The sequence below is a fragment of the Paenibacillus agri genome (genome assembly GCF_013359945.1).
GTDB lineage: Bacteria > Bacillota > Bacilli > Paenibacillales > Paenibacillaceae > Paenibacillus_AQ > Paenibacillus_AQ agri.
On record NZ_JABWCS010000220.1, the window covers coordinates 222,768 to 242,280 of the forward strand.

The 19,513-nt window shown below is 52.1% G+C and carries 16 protein-coding genes; all 16 read left to right on the top strand.

Annotated elements, in window-relative coordinates; genetic code table 11:
• The first annotated feature begins 164 nt into the window (after nucleotides 1-164).
• On the top strand, nucleotides 165-380 hold the full coding sequence (locus HPT30_RS26110) for a spore coat associated protein CotJA (protein WP_281364541.1): 216 nt from the start codon (nucleotides 165-167) through the stop codon (nucleotides 378-380).
• A gap of 3 nt (nucleotides 381-383) precedes the next feature.
• On the top strand, nucleotides 384-650 hold the full coding sequence (locus tag HPT30_RS26115) for a spore coat protein CotJB (protein WP_066374093.1): 267 nt from the start codon (nucleotides 384-386) through the stop codon (nucleotides 648-650).
• Nucleotides 651-698: 48 nt separating this feature from the next.
• Nucleotides 699-1,268: a manganese catalase family protein gene (locus HPT30_RS26120; protein WP_066374095.1), complete on the top strand. Its 570-nt coding sequence runs from the start codon at nucleotides 699-701 to the stop codon at nucleotides 1,266-1,268.
• A 566-nt stretch (nucleotides 1,269-1,834) separates the two neighbouring features.
• Complete coding sequence (locus HPT30_RS26125; RefSeq protein ID WP_175374213.1) at nucleotides 1,835-2,194, top strand: MmcQ/YjbR family DNA-binding protein; 360 nt, start codon at nucleotides 1,835-1,837, stop codon at nucleotides 2,192-2,194.
• Between the two features lie 312 nt (nucleotides 2,195-2,506).
• Nucleotides 2,507-4,228 (top strand): sigma-54 interaction domain-containing protein, encoded by a 1,722-nt coding sequence (locus HPT30_RS26130; protein WP_175374214.1) that lies wholly within the window; start codon nucleotides 2,507-2,509, stop codon nucleotides 4,226-4,228.
• Nucleotides 4,229-4,481: 253 nt separating this feature from the next.
• Nucleotides 4,482-5,594 carry an S-methyl thiohydantoin desulfurase family protein gene (locus HPT30_RS26135; protein WP_175374215.1) on the top strand — a complete coding sequence of 371 codons (1,113 nt, stop codon included), beginning with the start codon at nucleotides 4,482-4,484 and terminating at the stop codon, nucleotides 5,592-5,594.
• Nucleotides 5,591-7,171: a hydantoinase/oxoprolinase N-terminal domain-containing protein gene (locus HPT30_RS26140; protein ID WP_175374216.1), complete on the top strand. Its 1,581-nt coding sequence runs from the start codon at nucleotides 5,591-5,593 to the stop codon at nucleotides 7,169-7,171. Before HPT30_RS26135 ends, HPT30_RS26140 begins: the two co-directional genes overlap by 4 nt.
• Nucleotides 7,172-7,271: 100 nt before the next feature.
• Nucleotides 7,272-8,369, top strand: a complete 1,098-nt coding sequence (locus HPT30_RS26145) for an S-methyl thiohydantoin desulfurase family protein (protein WP_175374217.1) — start codon at nucleotides 7,272-7,274, stop codon at nucleotides 8,367-8,369.
• A complete protein-coding gene (locus tag HPT30_RS26150; protein WP_175374218.1) occupies nucleotides 8,366-9,922 on the top strand; it encodes a hydantoinase/oxoprolinase N-terminal domain-containing protein in 1,557 nt (518 codons plus the stop codon). Before HPT30_RS26145 ends, HPT30_RS26150 begins: the two co-directional genes overlap by 4 nt.
• Nucleotides 9,923-9,964: 42 nt before the next feature.
• Nucleotides 9,965-11,596: an ABC transporter substrate-binding protein gene (locus HPT30_RS26155; RefSeq protein WP_175374219.1), complete on the top strand. Its 1,632-nt coding sequence runs from the start codon at nucleotides 9,965-9,967 to the stop codon at nucleotides 11,594-11,596.
• Nucleotides 11,597-11,600: 4 nt separating this feature from the next.
• Complete coding sequence (locus tag HPT30_RS26160) at nucleotides 11,601-12,626, top strand: ABC transporter permease (RefSeq protein WP_066374109.1); 1,026 nt, start codon at nucleotides 11,601-11,603, stop codon at nucleotides 12,624-12,626.
• Nucleotides 12,627-12,667: 41 nt separating this feature from the next.
• Nucleotides 12,668-13,582 (top strand): ABC transporter permease, encoded by a 915-nt coding sequence (locus tag HPT30_RS26165; protein ID WP_066374110.1) that lies wholly within the window; start codon nucleotides 12,668-12,670, stop codon nucleotides 13,580-13,582.
• A gap of 15 nt (nucleotides 13,583-13,597) precedes the next feature.
• Nucleotides 13,598-14,578 carry an ABC transporter ATP-binding protein gene (locus HPT30_RS26170; RefSeq protein WP_175374220.1) on the top strand — a complete coding sequence of 327 codons (981 nt, stop codon included), beginning with the start codon at nucleotides 13,598-13,600 and terminating at the stop codon, nucleotides 14,576-14,578.
• 7 nt (nucleotides 14,579-14,585) lie between these two features.
• A complete protein-coding gene (locus HPT30_RS26175) occupies nucleotides 14,586-15,545 on the top strand; it encodes an ABC transporter ATP-binding protein (protein ID WP_175374221.1) in 960 nt (319 codons plus the stop codon).
• A gap of 166 nt (nucleotides 15,546-15,711) precedes the next feature.
• Nucleotides 15,712-17,763, top strand: a complete 2,052-nt coding sequence (locus HPT30_RS26180) for a hydantoinase/oxoprolinase family protein (protein ID WP_175374222.1) — start codon at nucleotides 15,712-15,714, stop codon at nucleotides 17,761-17,763.
• Nucleotides 17,760-19,499 (top strand): hydantoinase B/oxoprolinase family protein, encoded by a 1,740-nt coding sequence (locus HPT30_RS26185; RefSeq protein ID WP_175374223.1) that lies wholly within the window; start codon nucleotides 17,760-17,762, stop codon nucleotides 19,497-19,499. Before HPT30_RS26180 ends, HPT30_RS26185 begins: the two co-directional genes overlap by 4 nt.
• The last annotated feature ends 14 nt before the right edge of the window (nucleotides 19,500-19,513 follow it).

The following is a 19,513-nucleotide window of genomic DNA, read 5'->3' on the forward strand; positions in this document are numbered from 1 at the left end:
TATGCACGAAGGGAAAGGCTTTTTTGTCGTATATGGACATCAAGAGAGTTTTTTTTCACAAACCGTCTTATTCCGCCTTTGCCTATCATAAATTAGTTATGAAGGTAAGCGTTCAGAATAACTGCTGCACTCAGCAGTGAAATGAGCAAAGGAGGATGTTCATATTGAATTCCCAGGAGCGTGTGTATACGCCGTTTAGAGGGCCGTTTGATCCCTGCCCACCAGTACCGTTCAAGACGTTCGTCGTACCCCCCAACCAGTTCATCAACTTTCAGCCGCCGAATCTCCCGCAATTCAGTCTGCCGGAAGCGTTAAGGTACGGAACCTTGTGGCCGGCGCTGTTCAGTCCGTATGAGTCCAAGTCGAAAGGAGGGAAATAAGCCATGGAGGCACAGCCATGCGACCAACGGTATTACGAATTGCTGGAGCAGCTGCAGGTTCTGGATTTTGCGCTCGTGGAGCTGAATCTCTATCTGGATACCCACCCCGAGGATCTAAAGGCGATCGAGCAGTTCAACCAGCTTACCCAGGAGCGGACGCGGCTGGCAGGCCATTTTCAGGAGCTGTATGGTCCGCTACAGAATTTTGGGCGTGCCTTTTCCAAATGCCCGTGGGAGTGGAACCAGCCCCCTTGGCCTTGGCAAGTGTAGTGGTCTAATAGGATAGCAGCAGTTCACTAAAGGAGGGGAGCGTCCCGAATGTGGATTTATGAAAAGAAATTGCAATATCCGGTACGAGTCGGCAAATGTGACGTGCGGATGGCGCGTTATCTGATGGAGCAATATGGTGGAGCGGACGGTGAACTCGCCGCTGCGCTGCGTTACATGAACCAGCGGTATGCGATTCCTGACAAAGTAATTGGAGTGCTAACCGATATTTCCACTGAGGAATTCGGGCATCTCGAGATGATTGCGACCATGATCTATAAGCTGACGAAAGACGCATCAATTGAGCAACTGGAAGCCGCCGGTCTCGGTCCGAACTATGCGACCCGGGATCACGCCCTGTTCTATAACAACGCCGCCGGTGTTCCGTTCACCGCTACTTACATTGCAGCCAAAGGCGATCCGCTCGCTGATCTCTACGAAGACATTGCGGCTGAGGAAAAGGCGCGGGCTACATACCAGTGGCTGATCGACATGACGGATGATGTGGATCTGCAAGACAGCCTGAAATTCCTGCGGGAGCGGGAGATTGTCCACGCGCTGCGGTTTAAAGAGTCGGTGCAGATTCTGATTGATGATCGGGGAAAGAAGAAGATTTTCTGAGTGGGGAGATCAAAAGAGTAAAGCGACTGCATAGTTCGCTTTACTCTTTTTAATTTTAGGCTGTAAACACTAGAAGCGGTAAACTCCCCTTCACCAGTTGTCTTAACAGTGAAAAAGAGGGGAAACCTCCCCAACTAACAGCATTTTTGTATCTTATTTATCTTGAAAATAGGCGAACAAGAGAAATAAGCGCATTTTTGTACTTTATTTTCCTAAAAAAAACTCTGAATGGGTTATTATGGAAGATTTAAGGTACAATATTGCACTTAATCTTCTCTAACCTTCAGTTGCAGACGATTCAAGGTACAAAAATGCCGTTAATCACACTTTGATCCTTTTTATGCAAGTTCTATTTTCTGGACTATGATTGTTGTTTTAATGCGCTCTACATACATACCATGATATCACCCTTAATTAGGTCGAACTCACCTGTAGTAACTTCCTATGTAGCAGTTTTAGGTATCCATAATTAGCTAAAGAAAAATAATACTAACTTGATAAATGGAACAGGAGTTCTTATAATTACCATATTGAAGGCTGTTGAACGGCGAAGGAGAGAGACTGATTTGAAAAATAATATTATCGAGTATTGCTTAAAGAAGCAGGGAGCGACCGAGGATTATCCCTTTGGATTCACGCCAGTCGTGATCAAAGTTGCTGATAAAATGTTCGCGATTATTTTTGAGGAAAAGGGCAAGGATATTCGTTTAAATCTGAAATGTGACCCGGTTATTGCGGAAAACTTGAGAGAGCAGCATGAGAGCGTTCGGCCGGGATATCACATGAACAAAAAGCACTGGAATTCAATCACGATAGATGGTTCTTTACCAGAGCAGGATATCTTCGATATGATTGATCACTCTTACGATATGGTTTTCAAAAAGCTTCCTAAGCGCCTCAGAGAATCTATAGCAGAAATGAACTAAATAAAGAACTATCGGTAGGCAATCAGATCCAGAAATCCTGTCATCCAAGGGGCGACGGGATTTTTTGTATTTTAATGCTTCACAATTACAGCATTGAATTGGGCGGAAATTGAATTTAATGAAATAAAAGCAGTTGATAAAACACTGGTGAAATTTAATTCCAATAATACTCATAGGAATTATTTAAAAACATCTGGACTCTTTCGACAAAAAATGCGAGAATGAATTCAATATTTCTAATCATGTATACAGGAATTCATATAATTTAGTAGAGTATACTAGTGAGTCCTGTTCATGAGAGGGTGCTGATTATTGAGTATAGAACAACTTGAGAGTCTTAGCTGGCAAGGCCTTTACGGTCTGGCAGAGCAGTTATCGAGTCTCTTGCCTGTAAATCTGGAAATTAGGCAATGGAAGGGTACAGCTCATTATGATGCTGCGTTCATTGCTCGAGAATTGAAGGTTATTGTCGAAAGCCTGGCCATTCAGGAGAATAATGATTATGGTTCTGCTGCAATAGCGGGAGAGGAGTCAGAAGGGCTGCGTGCCCTATGGTATAGATTGAACACCACAGTCATGTTGTGGGTGGAGGCGGACAATCCGGAAGGCGCAGCGTGGCTTGCTGCCAATCTTCCAGTTATCAGAGGCTATGCCCGTTCTTTTAGGGAGATGCTTGCTGGAAGCGAGAGCAGTCGCAAGCTTGCCGCGGAGAACAGCCTGCTCAAGAAAGAGCTAAGTGCCATGCTCTCTGTGGCACAGGAGGCGCTGCTGGTGATGGACCCGGATGGAAGAATCGTAGAGTTGAATCCGGCAATGTCCAGTCTGCTGGAATCTCCGCGGACACAGGTCTTGGGGAGTTTTATTCAGGAGTGGATTTCTCCTGGAGATTGGGAGCATCTCAGAGCAGCCCGAGATTTAGAGGAGCGGACGATCGTTCCTGAACGATCAGGCCGCAGCAGGGCCAATTGGAAGATACGTGTGAAGCCGGTGTATGATGGTGGGCAGCTTGCAACGATTCTGCTTCAAGTCGAAGCCGAGAAGCTGGAAGGGAAGAAATATCTCTTTCAAAAGCAGACGACTTATCGTTTCGAGGATATCAAGGGCACAAGTGCCCCGATTCGTACGATCAAGGAGATGTCGCAGCGGGTAGCTTTAAGCGAGGTAAACCTGCTGATTTTGGGAGAGAGCGGGACGGGCAAGGAAGTATTTGCCCAATCTATCCATGCGGCTAGTTCCCGTAAGGATGGCGCGTTCATCGCGATCAACTGCGCAGCGATCCCTGATACGCTCCTGGAGAGTGAGCTTTTTGGTTATGAGAGCAGCGCTTTTATTGGAAACCGGAATGAGAGTAAGGCTGGACGCTTCGAGCTAGCCGATGGCGGAACGATATTCCTTGATGAAATCGGAGATATGTCTTTGCATTTGCAGGGTAAGCTGCTGCGAGTAGTTCAGGAGCGTAAGGTGGAACGGCTCGGAGGCATGGAGCCGATTGATGTAAATGTCCGCATTATCGCCGCTACACATCGTAATCTGGACAGAATGGTGGCCGAAGAGAAATTCCGCGAGGATCTGTATTATCGGTTGAACGTCATTCCATTGCACATCCCTCCGCTGCGTGAGCGGAAGGAAGACATCCCGCTGTTGCTGGAATATTTCATGAAGAACGTTTCGCTAAAATACGGGCGTATGCCGAAGCGGCTTTCGCCACAGGTGCTGGAACGGCTCCTGCTGTATGACTGGCCGGGCAATGTGCGTGAGCTAGAGAACGTAGTAGAGCATTTTGTTCAACTGGAGATTGGTGATCTGGTTACGCTACAGAGTCTGCCAGCGCAAATCCGCGGGCAAATTCCAGGGGTAATGGCTCCGGGACGGCGTAGCACTCGTCATCTGGAGGAAAATCACGAAAAAGAGACGATCATTCAGCTGTTGAATCAGCTCGGAAGAGATACTGAAGGCAAACGGATGGTAGCAGAGAAGCTTCAGGTCAGCTTGCCGACCCTGTATCGCAAAATCAAGAAGTTAAAAATTAAATAATCCAGATTTAAAATTCAGCACAGGGAATCATCGGATTTTTATTGTATTTAAAAAGTGAGAAAAATAGATAAAAACAGAGAAAAACAAAGATATATATTAAAATATTATCTTATTTAAACTAATTTAAAGAATTCAAAGTGATAATTAAAATGATAAAAGTGATATGGCTCCAATAACCAGCTTGAATATTTGAAAAGATTCTCGGAATTAACTGTGTTCAGAAACAAAATGACATAAGAAAGGGGGCAGAAAGATGGGCTGGAGAATTACCGGTGAACAGTTGGCACATATCGGACTAGGTGCGAATCTGCTTAGCTCAGGCGGGGGTGGAGATACTTACACTTTTCAGGCATTGGCTCTGTCGGTAATCGATCACCAGCGTGGAATTGAAGTTATCTCTTTCGGTGAACTGGGAGCTGAAGATTACGTTGTGATCATCGGGGCCACCGGATCAGCTGCCCTATGTGAAGAGATGATTCCTTCAGGACAGGAGGTGATCACGGCACTCCGTGCTTATGAGGAACGTCTCGGACGCCGGGCAACAGCAGTGATGCCGCTTAATATTGGAGGCGCGAACGCGCTTATTCCGCTGATTCTGGCAGCCCAGTGCGGATTGCCGGTGGTGGATGGAGATGGCATGTCCCGGACCTTTCCTGAGTTACATATGTCCTCACTGCATCTAGCTGGGGTCCAAGGGAACTCGCTGGCGATGACTAGTGTGTCTGGAGAAACGGTGTACTTAGCCGAACCGGATAATATCTTGTTATCACAGCTTGTGATGCAGACGACGCAGGACATGGGCGGAGTTGCTTATTTTGCCGGATTAGGCGTTAGTGGACAAGCGTTGTCTACTGCTATTATTCCGAATACGTTAAGCACCTCCTGCGAGCTTGGCCGGATTGCTCATGAGGCTAATGATGTGCCGCAATGCTTGAGCGATTTCCATGCCTGCTTCTCTAATTCCATCTATGGTCGTCCGCAAGTCCTGATTAGAGGCAAAATCTATGGCGTGCTGCGGCAGTTTGTTGACGGATTGGTAGAGGGTAGCTTTCACATTGCCGGCACCGGCCGCTACGAAGGAGCTGCACTAGAAATCCGCTACAAAAATGAGTATTTGTCGGCCCGCCGCGGTGACTCATACGTATGTCTCACCCCGGATTTGCTGCTAGTTCTTGATGAAGAACGGCTATCTCCCTGTATGGTGGATGAGATTGAAGAAGGCATAACGGTGACGGTAATGGGGATTCCAGCTCCCAACGTCCTGCGGACAGGTGAATTGTTGAGTTACATCGGTCCAGAGGCCAGTGGAATTATGGAGCCTTACACACCTGTTGAATTGTTGGCTGGCAAGGGGTGGCTGGAATGAGAATGGGCATTGATGTGGGCAGCACCTACACTGCCGCTGTAATTATCAGCGAATCAGGCAGGCTGCTTGGGCAAGCCAAGTCCAGGACAACGGCAGATATTTTGTCAGGCATCCGGACTGTCATCGGACAGTTGCTGGAAGAGAATGGAATAGAACCGCAGCAAGTCAAAGGGATTTTCATAGGAACCACACATCTACTGAATGTCTTGTCCCATGGTCAAGGAATTGCGGATACGGCGCTCATACGAATCTGCAAACCTTCCAAAATCCATTACGGACTGGGCTGGCCGCCTGCGCTCCTGGAGCATGTGAAATGGATGGAGCAGATTCCCGGCGGCTTTGATTTTACGGGCCGGAAGCTAAGCGGGGAAAATGACCAGCCGGAGCTGGATCGACTCATCCGGCGTCTGGTAGAGAGTGGGGTAGGCGCAGTGGCAATCGTAGGCACCTTCGCTCCGCTCTATGAAGAAGAGGAGCAGCGCATGGCGACGTTGCTCCGTGAGGCGCTGCCGCAGCTCTCGATCTCCCTGTCTCACCAGATCGGCAGTGTAGGATTTTTGGAGCGGGAGAATGCGACATTGATCAATGCCATGCTCTCCCAAGTTATGCGGGACTCAATCCAGCAGCTTTCAGGGCTGTTCGGTGAAGCACAGTTACATTGCCCGTATTGGTTCACACAGAACGACGGATCGATTCTCTCCCTAGATCGGGCTGCTGCTTTTCCCGGATTTGCCGTAGCATCGGGAATTGCCAACAGCTTGCGAGGCAGTGCCTATCTGACCGGCATTCCCGACTGTATTGTTGTGGACATGGGCGGCAGCAAAACAGAGGTGGGGCTGGTCATCGGGGGAGAGCCGCAGGAGCATATCAAAAGCGCCAGACTGCTGGGTATCCGTGTTAACCTTCGGCTGCCGAAGGTGGTGACTCTGCCTTTTGGCGGCGAGACCCCGGTGTATATCAGGGATGGAGAGATTACTGTTGGGCATGACTGGCCCGTTTCGGGATCAGAAGCGGGCCAAGCCAATCCCGAACATCTAAAGGGGGAACCGCTGGAAGCAGCGGCGGGCAGCTTGACCGAGGCTTTTCTGCGGCGGCTGCCAGAGGAACATCCTTTGCGCCGAGAATACGGCAAACCGCTTGGGCATTGGCGGGAAGTAGACGCGGAACAGGTGGTTCGCCGCACCATTGCTACGCTGCGCGAGACGATTGAGCAGCTCCAGACCGCGAGGGACAAGCTGCCGGTTGTGCTCGTAGGTGGAGGCAGCGCCCTGCTGAAGGAGAAGCTGTTCTATAAATACGGCGAGCTTGTGCAGCCGCCGGCGTTTCAGCTGTGCACCGCGGTCGGCGCTTGTGTAGCGCCGGTAGGGGTGCAGCTGGATCGGATCTGTTGGCTGCAGAACGAGACCAAGGAGGCGGCGCTGCAGAAGGTCAAGCAGGAGGCGATCCAGCAGCTGCTGCAGGACGGAGCCCTGGAGGACAGCATTTCTTTTGTCCAGATGGAAGAGATTCCTTTTGACTATTACTCAGGAGAAGTGATCCGGTTCCGGATTAGAGCGGTAGGACAGCTTAAGCTGTGAGAGCAGCATGAGTGATAGAGGCTTCTGACGAGTTGAACGTTTGATTAACAGTCAGGACTGATTTGCTAAAAAAGATAAGACATATGAAGGAGCCGAGCGTATGCGTAAGATTGAAAGTCACCATTTGGAGGATATTGCATTAGGCGCTGCTGTACTGGGCACGGGTGGGGGAGGTGACCCTTATGTGGGCCAACTGATGGCTATGGCGGCTATTGAAAAATATGGCCCTGTGAACTTGATCTCGCCAGAAGAGCTGGACGATGAAGCATGGGTAGTGTCCGTTGGTATGATGGGGGCGCCCACGGTAGTCGTGGAGAAGATTCCCGGAGGGCAAGAACCCCTACAGGCCTTTGAAGCGCTAAAAGCACATACGGGGAAGGAGATCAGCGCGATTTTTCCGATTGAGATCGGCGGTATTAATTCTCTGATTCCCGTTATTCTCGCCGCTACAACAGGCTTGCCATTAGTAGATATTGACGGGATGGGACGTGCATTTCCAGAGCTGCAGATGGTTACCTTCCATCTGGTGGATATCCCTTCCGGTCCGGTGGCGATGGCTGATGAGAAAGGAAATTCCGTAATTGTGAATGGCGTGGATAGTGTATGGAGTGAGCGGATCGGCCGCCAAGCACTGACTACGATGGGCGGCTCGGTGACGACCTGCGATTATCTGATGCAGGGCTTCCAGCTCAAGGAAGCAGGCATTCATCATACCTTCAGCTTGGCACAGCGTATCGGGGAGACGGTTCGGAGTCTGAAGCATCGGAACCAAAGCCCGGTCGAGGCGCTGGTAGAAGAAGTAGCGGGAACGCTGCTGTTCACCGGCAAGGTCAACAACTTGTTGCGCCGGAACAGCGGAGGGTTCACCAAAGGCGAAGTGAGTCTAAGCGGTCTGGGGCAGGATCAAGGCCGGACGTTCACCCTGTACTTCCAGAATGAATTTTTGGTGGCAGAGGCTGACGGAGAAGTGGTGGCAACCACACCGGATCTGCTGACCGTTGTGGATGTAGAGACAGGGGTTCCGGTGACTACCGAATCCCTGCGTTACGGCAACCGGCTAGCGGTAATTGCTATTCCCTGCAACGAAAAATGGAGAACGGTGAAGGGGATTGAAACGGCGGGTCCGCGTTATTTCGGATACAACGTAGATTACATCCCGTTGGGTGAAGAAAGCAAGGAAAGAAGGGTGCTTCAATGAGCTACAGAATCGGAATTGATGTTGGTGGTACGCATACTGATGCGGTCATTATGGATAACAACAGGCAGTTGGTCAGCAAAATAAAGGTGCCCACAACCGAAGACATCGGGTCAGGTATTAAGCGCGCCATCGCCGGCCTGCTTACACAGAGCGAGTTAGACCCGCGCGAAATTCAGTTCGCTATGCTGGGAACAACACATTGTACCAACGCTATCGTCGAACGCCGGAATCTGGCCAAAATTGGAGTCGTGAGAATTGGCGCGCCAGCGAGCCTGGCGATTCCCCCGTTCCTGAACTGGCCGAAGGAACTGCTCGATAAGGTATTCGTCGGCAGCCATATTATCAGTGGGGGCCATGAGTTCGACGGACGTAGAATCGCTCCGTTGGATGAGGCTGCACTACGTGAGATGGCCGCTGAATGGAAGGGCAAGGTGGCGGCGGTAGCTATAACCTCTATTTTCTCACCGGTAGACTCCGGCGATGAGCAGCGCGCACAAGAGATCTTCCGGGAGATTCTCGGCGATGACATCCATTACTCGCTGTCAAGCGAAATTGGCAGCATCGGACTGATCGAGCGTGAGAATGCCACGATCTTGAATGCGGCTTTGGTTCATGTGGCGCGCTTGATGGTACGGGGATTCGAGGAGTCGCTGGCTGAGAATGGCATTCGTGGGGCGAGAATCTTCCTCGGTCAGAATGACGGTACGCTCATGACCTCGGATTACGCGCTCCGCTTCCCGGTGCTGACCATTGCTTCCGGTCCGACAAACAGCATCCGAGGTGCAGCCTATCTGACTGATGCCAAGGGGGCGCTGGTGCTAGATGTAGGCGGAACAACGACGGATATCGGTGTGCTAGTTCAGGGCTTCCCGCGTGAATCGTCTTTGGTCGCTCAGATTGGCGGCGTACGGACGAACTTCCGAATGCCGGATTTGCTGTCCTTTGGGCTTGGCGGTGGAACTCGGATTCGCGGAGAGGGTGATACCTTGACTGTCGGACCGGACAGTGTGGGTTATCTGTTGCCTGAGAAAGGGCTGGTCTTCGGCGGCACGGATCTCACAGCGACTGACATAGCTGTCGCAAAGGGGTTGACTGAACTGGGGGACCGCGGTAAATTGGGCAGCTTGTCTCCGCAACTGGTGGAGTCGGCTTATGCAACGATGATTGATCTGGTGGAGGAAGCTATCGACAAGATGAAGACCACATCTGATGATATTCCGGCCATCGTGGTCGGTGGAGGCAGCATTATTCTTCCCGATCAGTTGACTGGTGTGTCCGAAGTCATTCGCCCGCTCCACTTCGAGGTGGCAAATGCCATTGGTGTGACCATTGCTGAAGTGAGCGGTCAGGTAGAGAAAATCTATTCCTTGGAGGAATGGGGACGAGACCAGGCGCTGGAGGAAGCCAAACGTTTGGCTGCCGGTGAAGCGGAAGCGGCAGGCGCAAGTGCTGATTCCGTCGAGATTGTTGATATTGAAGAGGTGCCATTGGCTTACTTGCCAGGGAATGCTGTACGTATCCGGGTGAAGGCTGTCGGTCAGCTCACAATATAGATTAGGACTGCCAATAGGAGATTAGAAAGCGGGGAGAAGAGAATGATGAAGAAGAGATCAAGAAATACGCTGCTGTTGCTGATGCTAAGTGTAATGTTGGTGTTATCAGCCTGCGGCAGCAAGGGTAATACAACGGCAGCTAACACAGGCAGCAATACTGGAAGCAATACAGGGAGCAACACTTCGAGCGGAAATGCGCCGAAAGGCGGAATTGCCGTTTACAGCGTGAACAGCGATGTGATGACCTTCTGGGACCCGAGTGACAGCTTCAGTAATGAGATTATCGCGATGCACAATATGTACGAAACGCTTTTGCGCTACAATGCGCAAACGAAGACCTTCGACAAGGTGCTGGCTGAAGATTATAGCAAATCGGCGGATGGCCTGACTTGGACTTTCAAGCTGCGCAAAGGTATTAAATTCCATACGGGAGCAGAACTGAGTGCAGATCTGGTTAAGAAGTCCATTGAGCGAACCATCAAGAGAGGTAAGGGCGCTTCCTACATCTGGGAATCCGTTAAGGAAATCAACGTAGTCGATCAATACACGGTAGAGTTTAAGCTGAAATATGCCGAAGCACTGGATAACGTGGTTTCTGCGGGCTACTCCGCCTTTATCTTTGATGCTGACGCGCTGGATAAGAACGGTGAAGATTGGATCAACGAAGGTCATGACGTAGGTTCCGGTCCCTACACTGTTCAGAAGTGGACCAAGGGCAGCGATCTAGTCCTGACCAGCTATCCTGAATATTGGAAAGGCTGGACGCCTAAAAATTTTGAAAAGGTAGTGTTCAAAACGACGCCGGAAGCCAATACCCGCCAGCAGCAGTTGGAAGCAGGCGAAGTCGATATCACTAACCAGCTTACCCCTGAAATGTTGAAATCTCTGGACGGCAAACCTGGAGTTCAAGTTCTGAAGACAGAGGCGTTCCAGAACCTGACGCTGCAGATGAATACGCTGAAAGCACCATTCAACAATCCGAAGGCGCGTCAGGCGCTGGCCTATGCTCTCAACTACGACAGCATTGTCAAAGATATTATGGGCGGCATGGCAGAGCAGTCGACTGGTTACCTGCCGAAGGGTCTATGGGGCCAAGATTCGAGTCTGTTCAAATACTCCTACAATCCGGACAAAGCGAAAGAGCTACTGAAAGAAGCAGGTGTATCCGGAGGGAAACTGTCAATCACGTATTTGTCCGGTGACGAGGCTGAGCGTCAAGTGGCTGAACTGCTGAAGGTTGAGCTGGCCAAAGTCGGATTGGATCTTGAGATTAAAGGAATGACCTGGGATGCTCAATGGGATCTGGCCAAGTCTCCGGATGCCAGCCAGCGTCAGGACTTGTTCCTGCTCTACTACTGGTCGGGTTATTCGGATCCTTATGGCTACCTCAGCATTGCCTACAAAACTGAAAATCCAATTGTCTATAACCTAGGCTATTACAGCAATCCCAAGTTTGACAGCTTGATTGACCAAGCGCGGAAAAGCGCCGGTTCCAACCGCGACGGAGCAACTGCCTTGTACAAGCAAGCCCAAGAAATTCTGATCAATGATGCTCCGGGTATTTCTATTTTTGATCTGAAGTACGGTTATGCTTTGCGTGATAACTTCAAGGGCTTCAGCAGCAACCCTTATTATGCCAACGTAGTGTTCTTCTACGACACTTACCGGGAATAGGCTGATGATCCGCTTTATCATTAAAAGACTCTTGCTGGGACTCTTTGTCCTGGCAGGAGTCTCCGTGATTACATTTACAGTTGCGCGTGTGGTTCCGTCTGACCCCGCTGCACGTTGGGTGGGGCCGCGCGCGAATGCGGAGCAGATTGCGGCGGCACGCATCGAGCTTGGTCTCGACAAGCCGCTGCCGCAGCAATACATCACTTATATGAAGGGCTTGTTCACAGGAGACTGGGGAACCTCGATCCGTACCCACCAGCCGGTGCTGAGAGAGTTATTGTCCTTTCTTCCGTCCAGCTTGGAGCTGATTCTGGCGGGGATGCTAATAGCAGTAGTCATCGGCATTCCATTAGGAGTGATATCAGCGGTTAAAAAGGATTCTTGGATTGACCAGCTAACCCGCACTTTCAGTGTTGGGGGTGTATCCATTCCTACCTTTTGGCTGGGTCTGATCTTACAGTTGGTATTTTTCCGTCAGCTAAGTCTTTTTCCGCTTGGAGAACGGGTAAGCACAAATACTTCGCTGTTGTATCCTATTGATAACTGGACTGGATTCTATTTGCTGGATTCCCTGCTCCAGGGCAACTTTGATTTCTTCAAGGATGCAGCGCTGCATCTCGTACTGCCCGCGCTGACCATGGCGGCGTATCCCTTGGGACTGGTTATACGCATGATCCGTTCGTCGATGATTGACGTGCTTGGCGAGGAGCATATCCGTGTGCTGAAGGCCTATGGTATCCCGGCTTGGCGCAGAGTCTTTGTCTATGGACTTAAAAACGCCCTGGGTCCTACGGCGACCTCGCTGGGTCTGACCTTTGCCTACGCGCTGACCTCCACGTTTCTGATCGAAGCGGTGTTCAGCTGGCCAGGTCTCGGCATGTATGCTTCACAGGCGATTTTGGCTAATGATTATCCGGTGACGATGGCGATTACATTTCTCGTTACCGTGACTTATATTCTGATTAATCTGCTTGTTGATGTTGTAGTTGCTATGCTCGATCCCCGGATTAAGCTGTATCAGAACGCTTAGAGCAGCTATGCTCCATTACATGATTAGGAGGAAAACGACTGATGAATTCAAACTCGCTGCCGGCGCCGCTTCCTCCGGTGATCGAAGAGACATCTGCAGGACGGGCTTATAAGCTCAAGGAGTTTATCCTGTTTCTGCGGGTTCACAAGCTAGCGGCTATAGGCCTATCTATTATTGTGATTCTGCTTATTATTGCCGTGATTGGTCCCCTGATCTCTCCTTATCCTGATGATGCTTACAAAGCAGTTCATCTGGAGAACAAGCTGCTGCCCCCTTCCTGGGCGCATTTATTCGGGACGGATGAATTGGGACGAGACCTGTTGACACGGACCATTTACGGCACCAGATTGTCTTTTCAAATCGGCATTTCGGTTATTTTATTGTCCATCCTGATCGGGATTCCTTATGGTCTGATCTCCGGCTATTTCGGCGGCTGGGTGGACAATGTGATGATGCGGGTCTGTGAAGTGTTTCTGAGCTTTCCGTCGATGCTGCTATCTATTTCGATTGTAGCCCTGCTCGGGCCATCGCTTAATAATATGATGCTCTCCATTGCCCTGTCGTGGTGGCCTTGGTTCGCGCGGTTAATGCGCAGTGAGGCGGTAGCGATCAAAGAACGGGGCTTTGTGGAAGCGGCCAAGTCGATGGGCGTTCATCCGCTCGTCATTATTTTTCGGCATATTTGGCCCAATTCACTTTCTGTCATTATCGTGCAGATTTCGATGGCCTTCGGCTCGGTCATCCTGACGGCAGCATCGCTCAGCTTTCTTGGGCTTGGCGCGCAGCCGCCGACACCGGAGTGGGGACTGATCATAAGTACAGGCCGAGCTTACTTCTTGACCAATTGGTGGTATGTTACGTTTCCGGGCGTGTTCATTCTGCTGACGGTCATGGCTTTTAATTTTCTGGGCGACGGGCTACGGGATTATCTCGATCCGAAGACCAGAAACAGCTAGAAAAGAGGTGTATCCATGAATGAACTGCTGAGAGTGGAGCAGCTTCGAGTCCGTATCGAGACCCGGGAGCGTCAAGTTACCGCGCTGGATCTGGACCATATTTCTTTGCAAAAGGGTGAGATGCTCGCACTGGTGGGGGAGACGGGATCGGGTAAATCCCTGACGGCATCGTCGATCTTGCAGCTTTTCCCAACAGCGGCAGCCCGGATTACTGGAGGCCGGGTGCTGTTTAATGGTACCAACCTGTTGGAAGCATCACCCAGCGTGATGAATGGCATTCGCGGGAAAGAAATCTCGATGATTTTTCAGGACCCGATGAGCTCGCTGAATCCGGTTTTCCGCATCGGTAAGGTGATGCTAGAAATTATCCGCAGGTACACGGGTGCTGGAAAAAAACAGGCTAAGCAACTGGCGGAAGAGTCGCTGAAGTTCGTAGGGCTGCCGGACCCATCCGGCATCATGCGCCGCTATCCGCACGAGCTTAGCGGCGGACAGCGTCAGCGGGTGGCCATAGCTATGGCGATGGTCTGTAAGCCTAAGCTGTTAATTGCCGATGAGCCAACCACAGCACTGGATGTGACCATCCAATCGCAAATCCTGTACCTGATCAACAAATTGAAGGAAGAAGAAGGCATGTCGGTGCTCTTCATTACCCACAACTTGGGGATTGTCTCGCAGATGGCTGACCGCATCGCTGTGATGTATGCCGGAAGTATCGTGGAGACAGGGCGGACGGATGAAGTTTTCCGGTTTCCCCGTCATCCGTATACCCGGCTACTGCTTGACGCCATACCGAGACTCCGGGAGCGCCGGGACCGGCTGCCCGTAATCGCTGGCACTGCGGTGCTGAAGGAGGCGGCAGGCGGACAAGGCTGCAGCTTTGCTGGACGCTGCCCACGGGCGACTAAGCGCTGCACGGCGGAGAAGCCCCAGCTTAGGGCTGTGGTCTCCAGCCATGAGATAGCTTGCTTTCATCCTTGGGAAGAGGAGCGGTGAAGAGACAATGACAGAAGTTCTAGTCGAAATCGATAACCTAAGTAAATATTTCACTGTACGCTCCGGCTGGTTCGGTGCCAGTAAGACACTGCATGCCGTGGACAACGTCAGTCTTAGCCTGCATAAGGGGGAGTGCTTTGGTCTCGTTGGGGAATCCGGCTGCGGCAAGAGCACGCTGTCACGGACGCTGCTCCAACTGTATGCGCCCACCTCGGGAACAGTCCGGATTGCAGGCTCGGATATCTCGTCCGTCACGCGGCGGGTGCGGCGCCGGAATACCCGGAACGTACAGATGGTGTTTCAGGATTCCTATTGGTCGATGAATCCGAAGCTGCGGGTCGGGGATGTCGTGGGCGAGCCGCTGCGGACACATACGAAGCTGTCGGCTGCCGAGCGTAACCGGAAAGTTGCTATTCTGCTGGAGCAGGTGGGTCTGCCCGCCGACTTTGCCCGCCGGTTCCCGAGCCAGCTCAGTGGAGGGCAGCGGCAGCGCATCGGAATTGCCAGAGCCATTGCCTTGCAGCCGGAGCTGCTCATCCTGGATGAGCCGACCTCCGCGCTGGATATGTCCGTTCAGGCGCAGATTCTGAATCTGCTCAAGGATTTGCAGGAGGAGCAGCAGCTCACGTATCTGTTCGTGTCGCATGACCTCAGCGTGGTGCGGCATATGTGCACCCGTATGGCGGTTATGTATTTAGGACAGATCGTGGAGACCGGGACAACCGAGCAGATTTTTGCCCATCCGCTCCATCCCTATACACGTATGCTAATGCAAGCAGTCCCTGATATTGAGGGGAATGCGGAGCTGACATTCTATGACGGAGAGATGCCTAAAGCGATCGATCCTCCGGTCGGCTGTCGCTTCGCCTCGCGCTGTCCGCATGTAACTGAGAAATGTACCCAGGAGAATCAGAGCCTGCGGGAATTGGACGGAGACCGATCCGTCCGCTGCCATCTGGCCATGTAGACGTGCACGTCCAATTCTGCGGGCACTAGATAGAATAGGCATCCGTGGCAGTGAAAAGGCAGTCCCGCAAGTGAGAGAGCACCCTGCAGGTCATTGCCGTCAAGTAGGCCCTGCAGGGTGCTTATTGTTTGTGTTCAGAAATCTTATGATTCGAGGAGGGGAAACGATGCGTATTGCCACAGATATCGGAGGTACCTTTACCGATCTGGTCTATGTGAATGATGCTGGTGAGATCGGTGTCGCGAAGAGTGACACCACCCCCGGCCAATTTGAGCAGGGGGTGCTCGACGTCATTCGGCGGAGCGGTGTGAACCCATATCATATTGACGATTTTATTCATGGTACTACCGTAATCATTAATGCGCTGACCGAGCGCAAAGGGGCGAAGACCGGACTGATTACAACCAAAGGCTTCCGCGATGTGCTGGAGATCGCCCGCGGCAACCGTCCTGATCTGTTCAACGTGCGCTACTTGAAGCCCGCTCCGTTCGTGCCGAGACATCTTCGGCTGGAGGTGAGCGAGCGTCTGGATTATACAGGTGTTGTCGTATCTCCGCTGGCTTCAGCGGAATTGAAGGCTGCTGTGCAGCGGCTAAAGGCTGAGGGAGTAGAGGCTGTAGCGATTTCTTTCCTGCATGCCTACACCAATCCTGCCCACGAGCAGGAGGCGCTCCAGTTGATTGCCGAATGGTGGCCTGAGGTCCAAATTACGGCTTCGCATGAGATTTCTCAGGAGTGGCGCGAATATGAGCGCACCAACACTGCTGTGCTGAACTCCTATGTAAAGCCAACCGCAGCCGCTTACATTGACCATATGGAGCAGCGGCTAACGGCGGAGGGTGTGAATGGGCGCAGGTATGTGATGCAGTCCAATGCGGGAATGACCTCGTTCAGACAGGCGAAGCTGACTCCGATCCAGATGGTTGAGTCAGGTCCGGTAGCGGGGATTTTTGGTGCAGCGATCCTGGGGAAATGGATTGGCGAGGAGAACATTATCGCTTTTGACATCGGAGGAACGACTGCGAAGTGCTCGCTGATCGACAAGGGTGAAGTGAAGGTGACTACGGATTATAAAATTGAGCAGAACGAGCGCAATGCCGGCTACCCGGTCAAGGTTCCTGTGGTCGATATTGTAGAGATCGGGACTGGCGGAGGCTCGATTGCCTGGATCGATGAAGGGGGCTCGCTGCGCGTAGGACCTAAGTCGGCTGGGGCGTTGCCAGGTCCGGTAGCTTACGGCCGTGGGGGTCAAGCGCCGACCACGACGGATGCCAACCTGTTGACCGGGCGCTTATCGCTGGACAACTTCGCTTCTCCTGCCAGTATGGAGACAGTGCGGCAAGCAATCGAAGAACAGATTGCCACACCCTTCGGCCTCTCTGCTGATGAGGCTGCGCTGGGGATTCTTCGGATTGCCAATTCGAATATGCTGAATGCACTCAAGCTAGTATCGGTACGCAGAGGCTATGATCCGCGTGATTTCACCCTGATCGCCTTCGGTGGCGGCGGACCGCTGCATGCGGCGGCGCTGGCCAGGGAGCTCGGTGTGCGCAAGGTGGTCGTGCCTTTTGCCTCGTCCGTATTTTCGGCTTGGGGAATGCTCATGACCGACCTGCGGAAGGACCATATCCAGACGTATATTCGGCGCATTGAGCGTCTGGATCTTGCGGAATTGAACGGGATATTGGCGCAAATTCAGGAATCGGGTCTCCAGGCTTATCTTGATGAAGGCTTGCGCCGCGAGGACATTGCCTGGGTACGTTATGCAGATATGCGTTATCTGGGTCAGGAACATACCGTGAAGGTAATCATGCCTGAAGAAGATTTGACCGCAGCACTGCTGGCGGAGCTGAGCAGCCAATTCCACGAGATCCATGAGCGGGAGTATACTTTCCGCCTGGAGGGGGTACCTGTTGAGATAGTGAATCTGCATGTCAGTATCATTGGTTCTGTGCGCAAGCCTGCACCGAAGCCGCTGGCGGGACATGGCTCTGATGCTTCTGATGCGCATACAGGAACCCGCCCAGTGCTTTTCGATGAGGCTAATTGGCTGAATACTCCGGTCTATAACCGAAATAAACTTCAGCCGGGGAATGAGATCGAAGGGCCTGCCATTGTGGAGGAGCCTTCTTCATCGGTTGTCGTGTACCCGGGGCAGCGGCTCGCTATGGACGGCTACGGAAATTTGATCATTGAGACGGAGGTGCATAGCAGATGACGACTGGCAGCATGATTGATCCTTTTACCCGAGAGATTGTCAAAGATTCGCTCGTCGCCATTGGCGAGGAGATGTTCTATTCGCTGGCCCGCACTTCCATGAGCCCGATCATCTATGAGGTGCTGGATTTCGCCAGTGGACTAACCGATGCCAAAGGTCAATTGCTGACCCAGGGGAACGGGGTTACAGGCTTCATCGGCATGCTTACCTTTATGGTGAAGAATACCTTGGACAAATTTGGTCCGGAGGGACTTCATCCCGGAGATGTCATTATTCTGAATGATCCCTATGGCGGCGGCGGTTCGCATCTTTCGGATGTCGGACTGGTCATGCCTATTTTCCATGAAGGGGAGCTGGTGGCCTTTGCGGCCAATAAAGCGCACTGGACAGAGGTAGGCGGTAAAGATCCTGGCTCATGGACGACCGATTCCACTGAAATTTATCAGGAAGGTCTGCAATTCCCTACAATCAAGCTGTTCAACAAAGGGGAGATTAATCAGGCGCTCATTGATCTGATCGAAGCTAATGTACGTTTTCCGAACTTGTCGCTTGGAGATATGTGGGCCCAAATTGCCGGATTGCGGACGGGGGAGCGAAGATTCGGCGAGCTCTGTAGTAAATACGGCAAGCAGACGGTGCAAGCATCGATAGACTTTCTGTTGGATCATGGGGAACAAGTGTCCAGACAACAACTGAGCTTGCTGCCGGCAGGGGTCTATGAAGCGGAAGATGAGGTAGAGGATGATGGCTTCGGCAACGGGCCGTTTCCGGTAAGGGTCAAGGTGACGATTACCGCCGATGAGTTCATCTGCGATTTCCGGGGCAGTCATCCGCAGGTGAAAGGGCCGATGAATGCTTCCTATACTGCGCTTGTCTCCTCGGTACGGACGATTTTTCTGGCAGTGACCAATCCTTCGCAGGATGTGAATGACGGGGTGTTCCGTCCGCTGCGTGTCATTACCGACCGGAAATCGATTTTGTCGGCGGAGCGGCCAGCGGCGGTATCAACCTATTGGGAGAGCATGCAGTTCGGGGCGGAGCTGGTTTGGAAGGCGCTGGCCCCGGTCATTCCGGACCGTTTGAACGCGGGGCATCTGCTCTCGGTCTGCGGGATTATACTAAGCGGCGTCCATCCCGTTACACAGGAGCCTTATCTGATCGTTGAGCCTTCCGTAGGCGGCTGGGGAGCAGGCAGTGACATGGATGGGCTGGCCGGTCAATTCTGTATCGGGGATGGGGAAACCTATAACGTTCCGGTTGAGGTGGCGGAAGCGCGCTATGGGATCAGGGTTGATGAATACAGTCTGACTGCTGACGGTGCGGGAGCCGGGGAGTTCCGTGGGGGGAGCGGAGTGATCCGTACCTATCGTACTTTAAGTGACGGGCACTCCTTCTCGGGTACCTTTGGGCGGCATGAGATTGTCCCATGGGGTTTAAATGGCGGACTTGCAGGATCAGGCAACGTCATTGAAATCCGGAAGGCGGATGGCCGGCAAGTGCAGCAACTGGGCATCTGCGCCAGAGTTCCCCTTGATCAAGGAGACGTGGTACGCTTGATCACGGCTACGGGCGGCGGCTACGGTAACCCGCTGCTGCGTCCCGCTGACAAGGTGCTGGCCGATTGGAAGGACGGCTATATCAGCTTGGAGCAAGCACGTGATCTATATGGGCTTGTGATTGATCCTGCTACGGGACATCTGGAGCAGATTACTGCTGCCCGCGCTGCGCTGGGCTGAGAAGCGGGGGAATC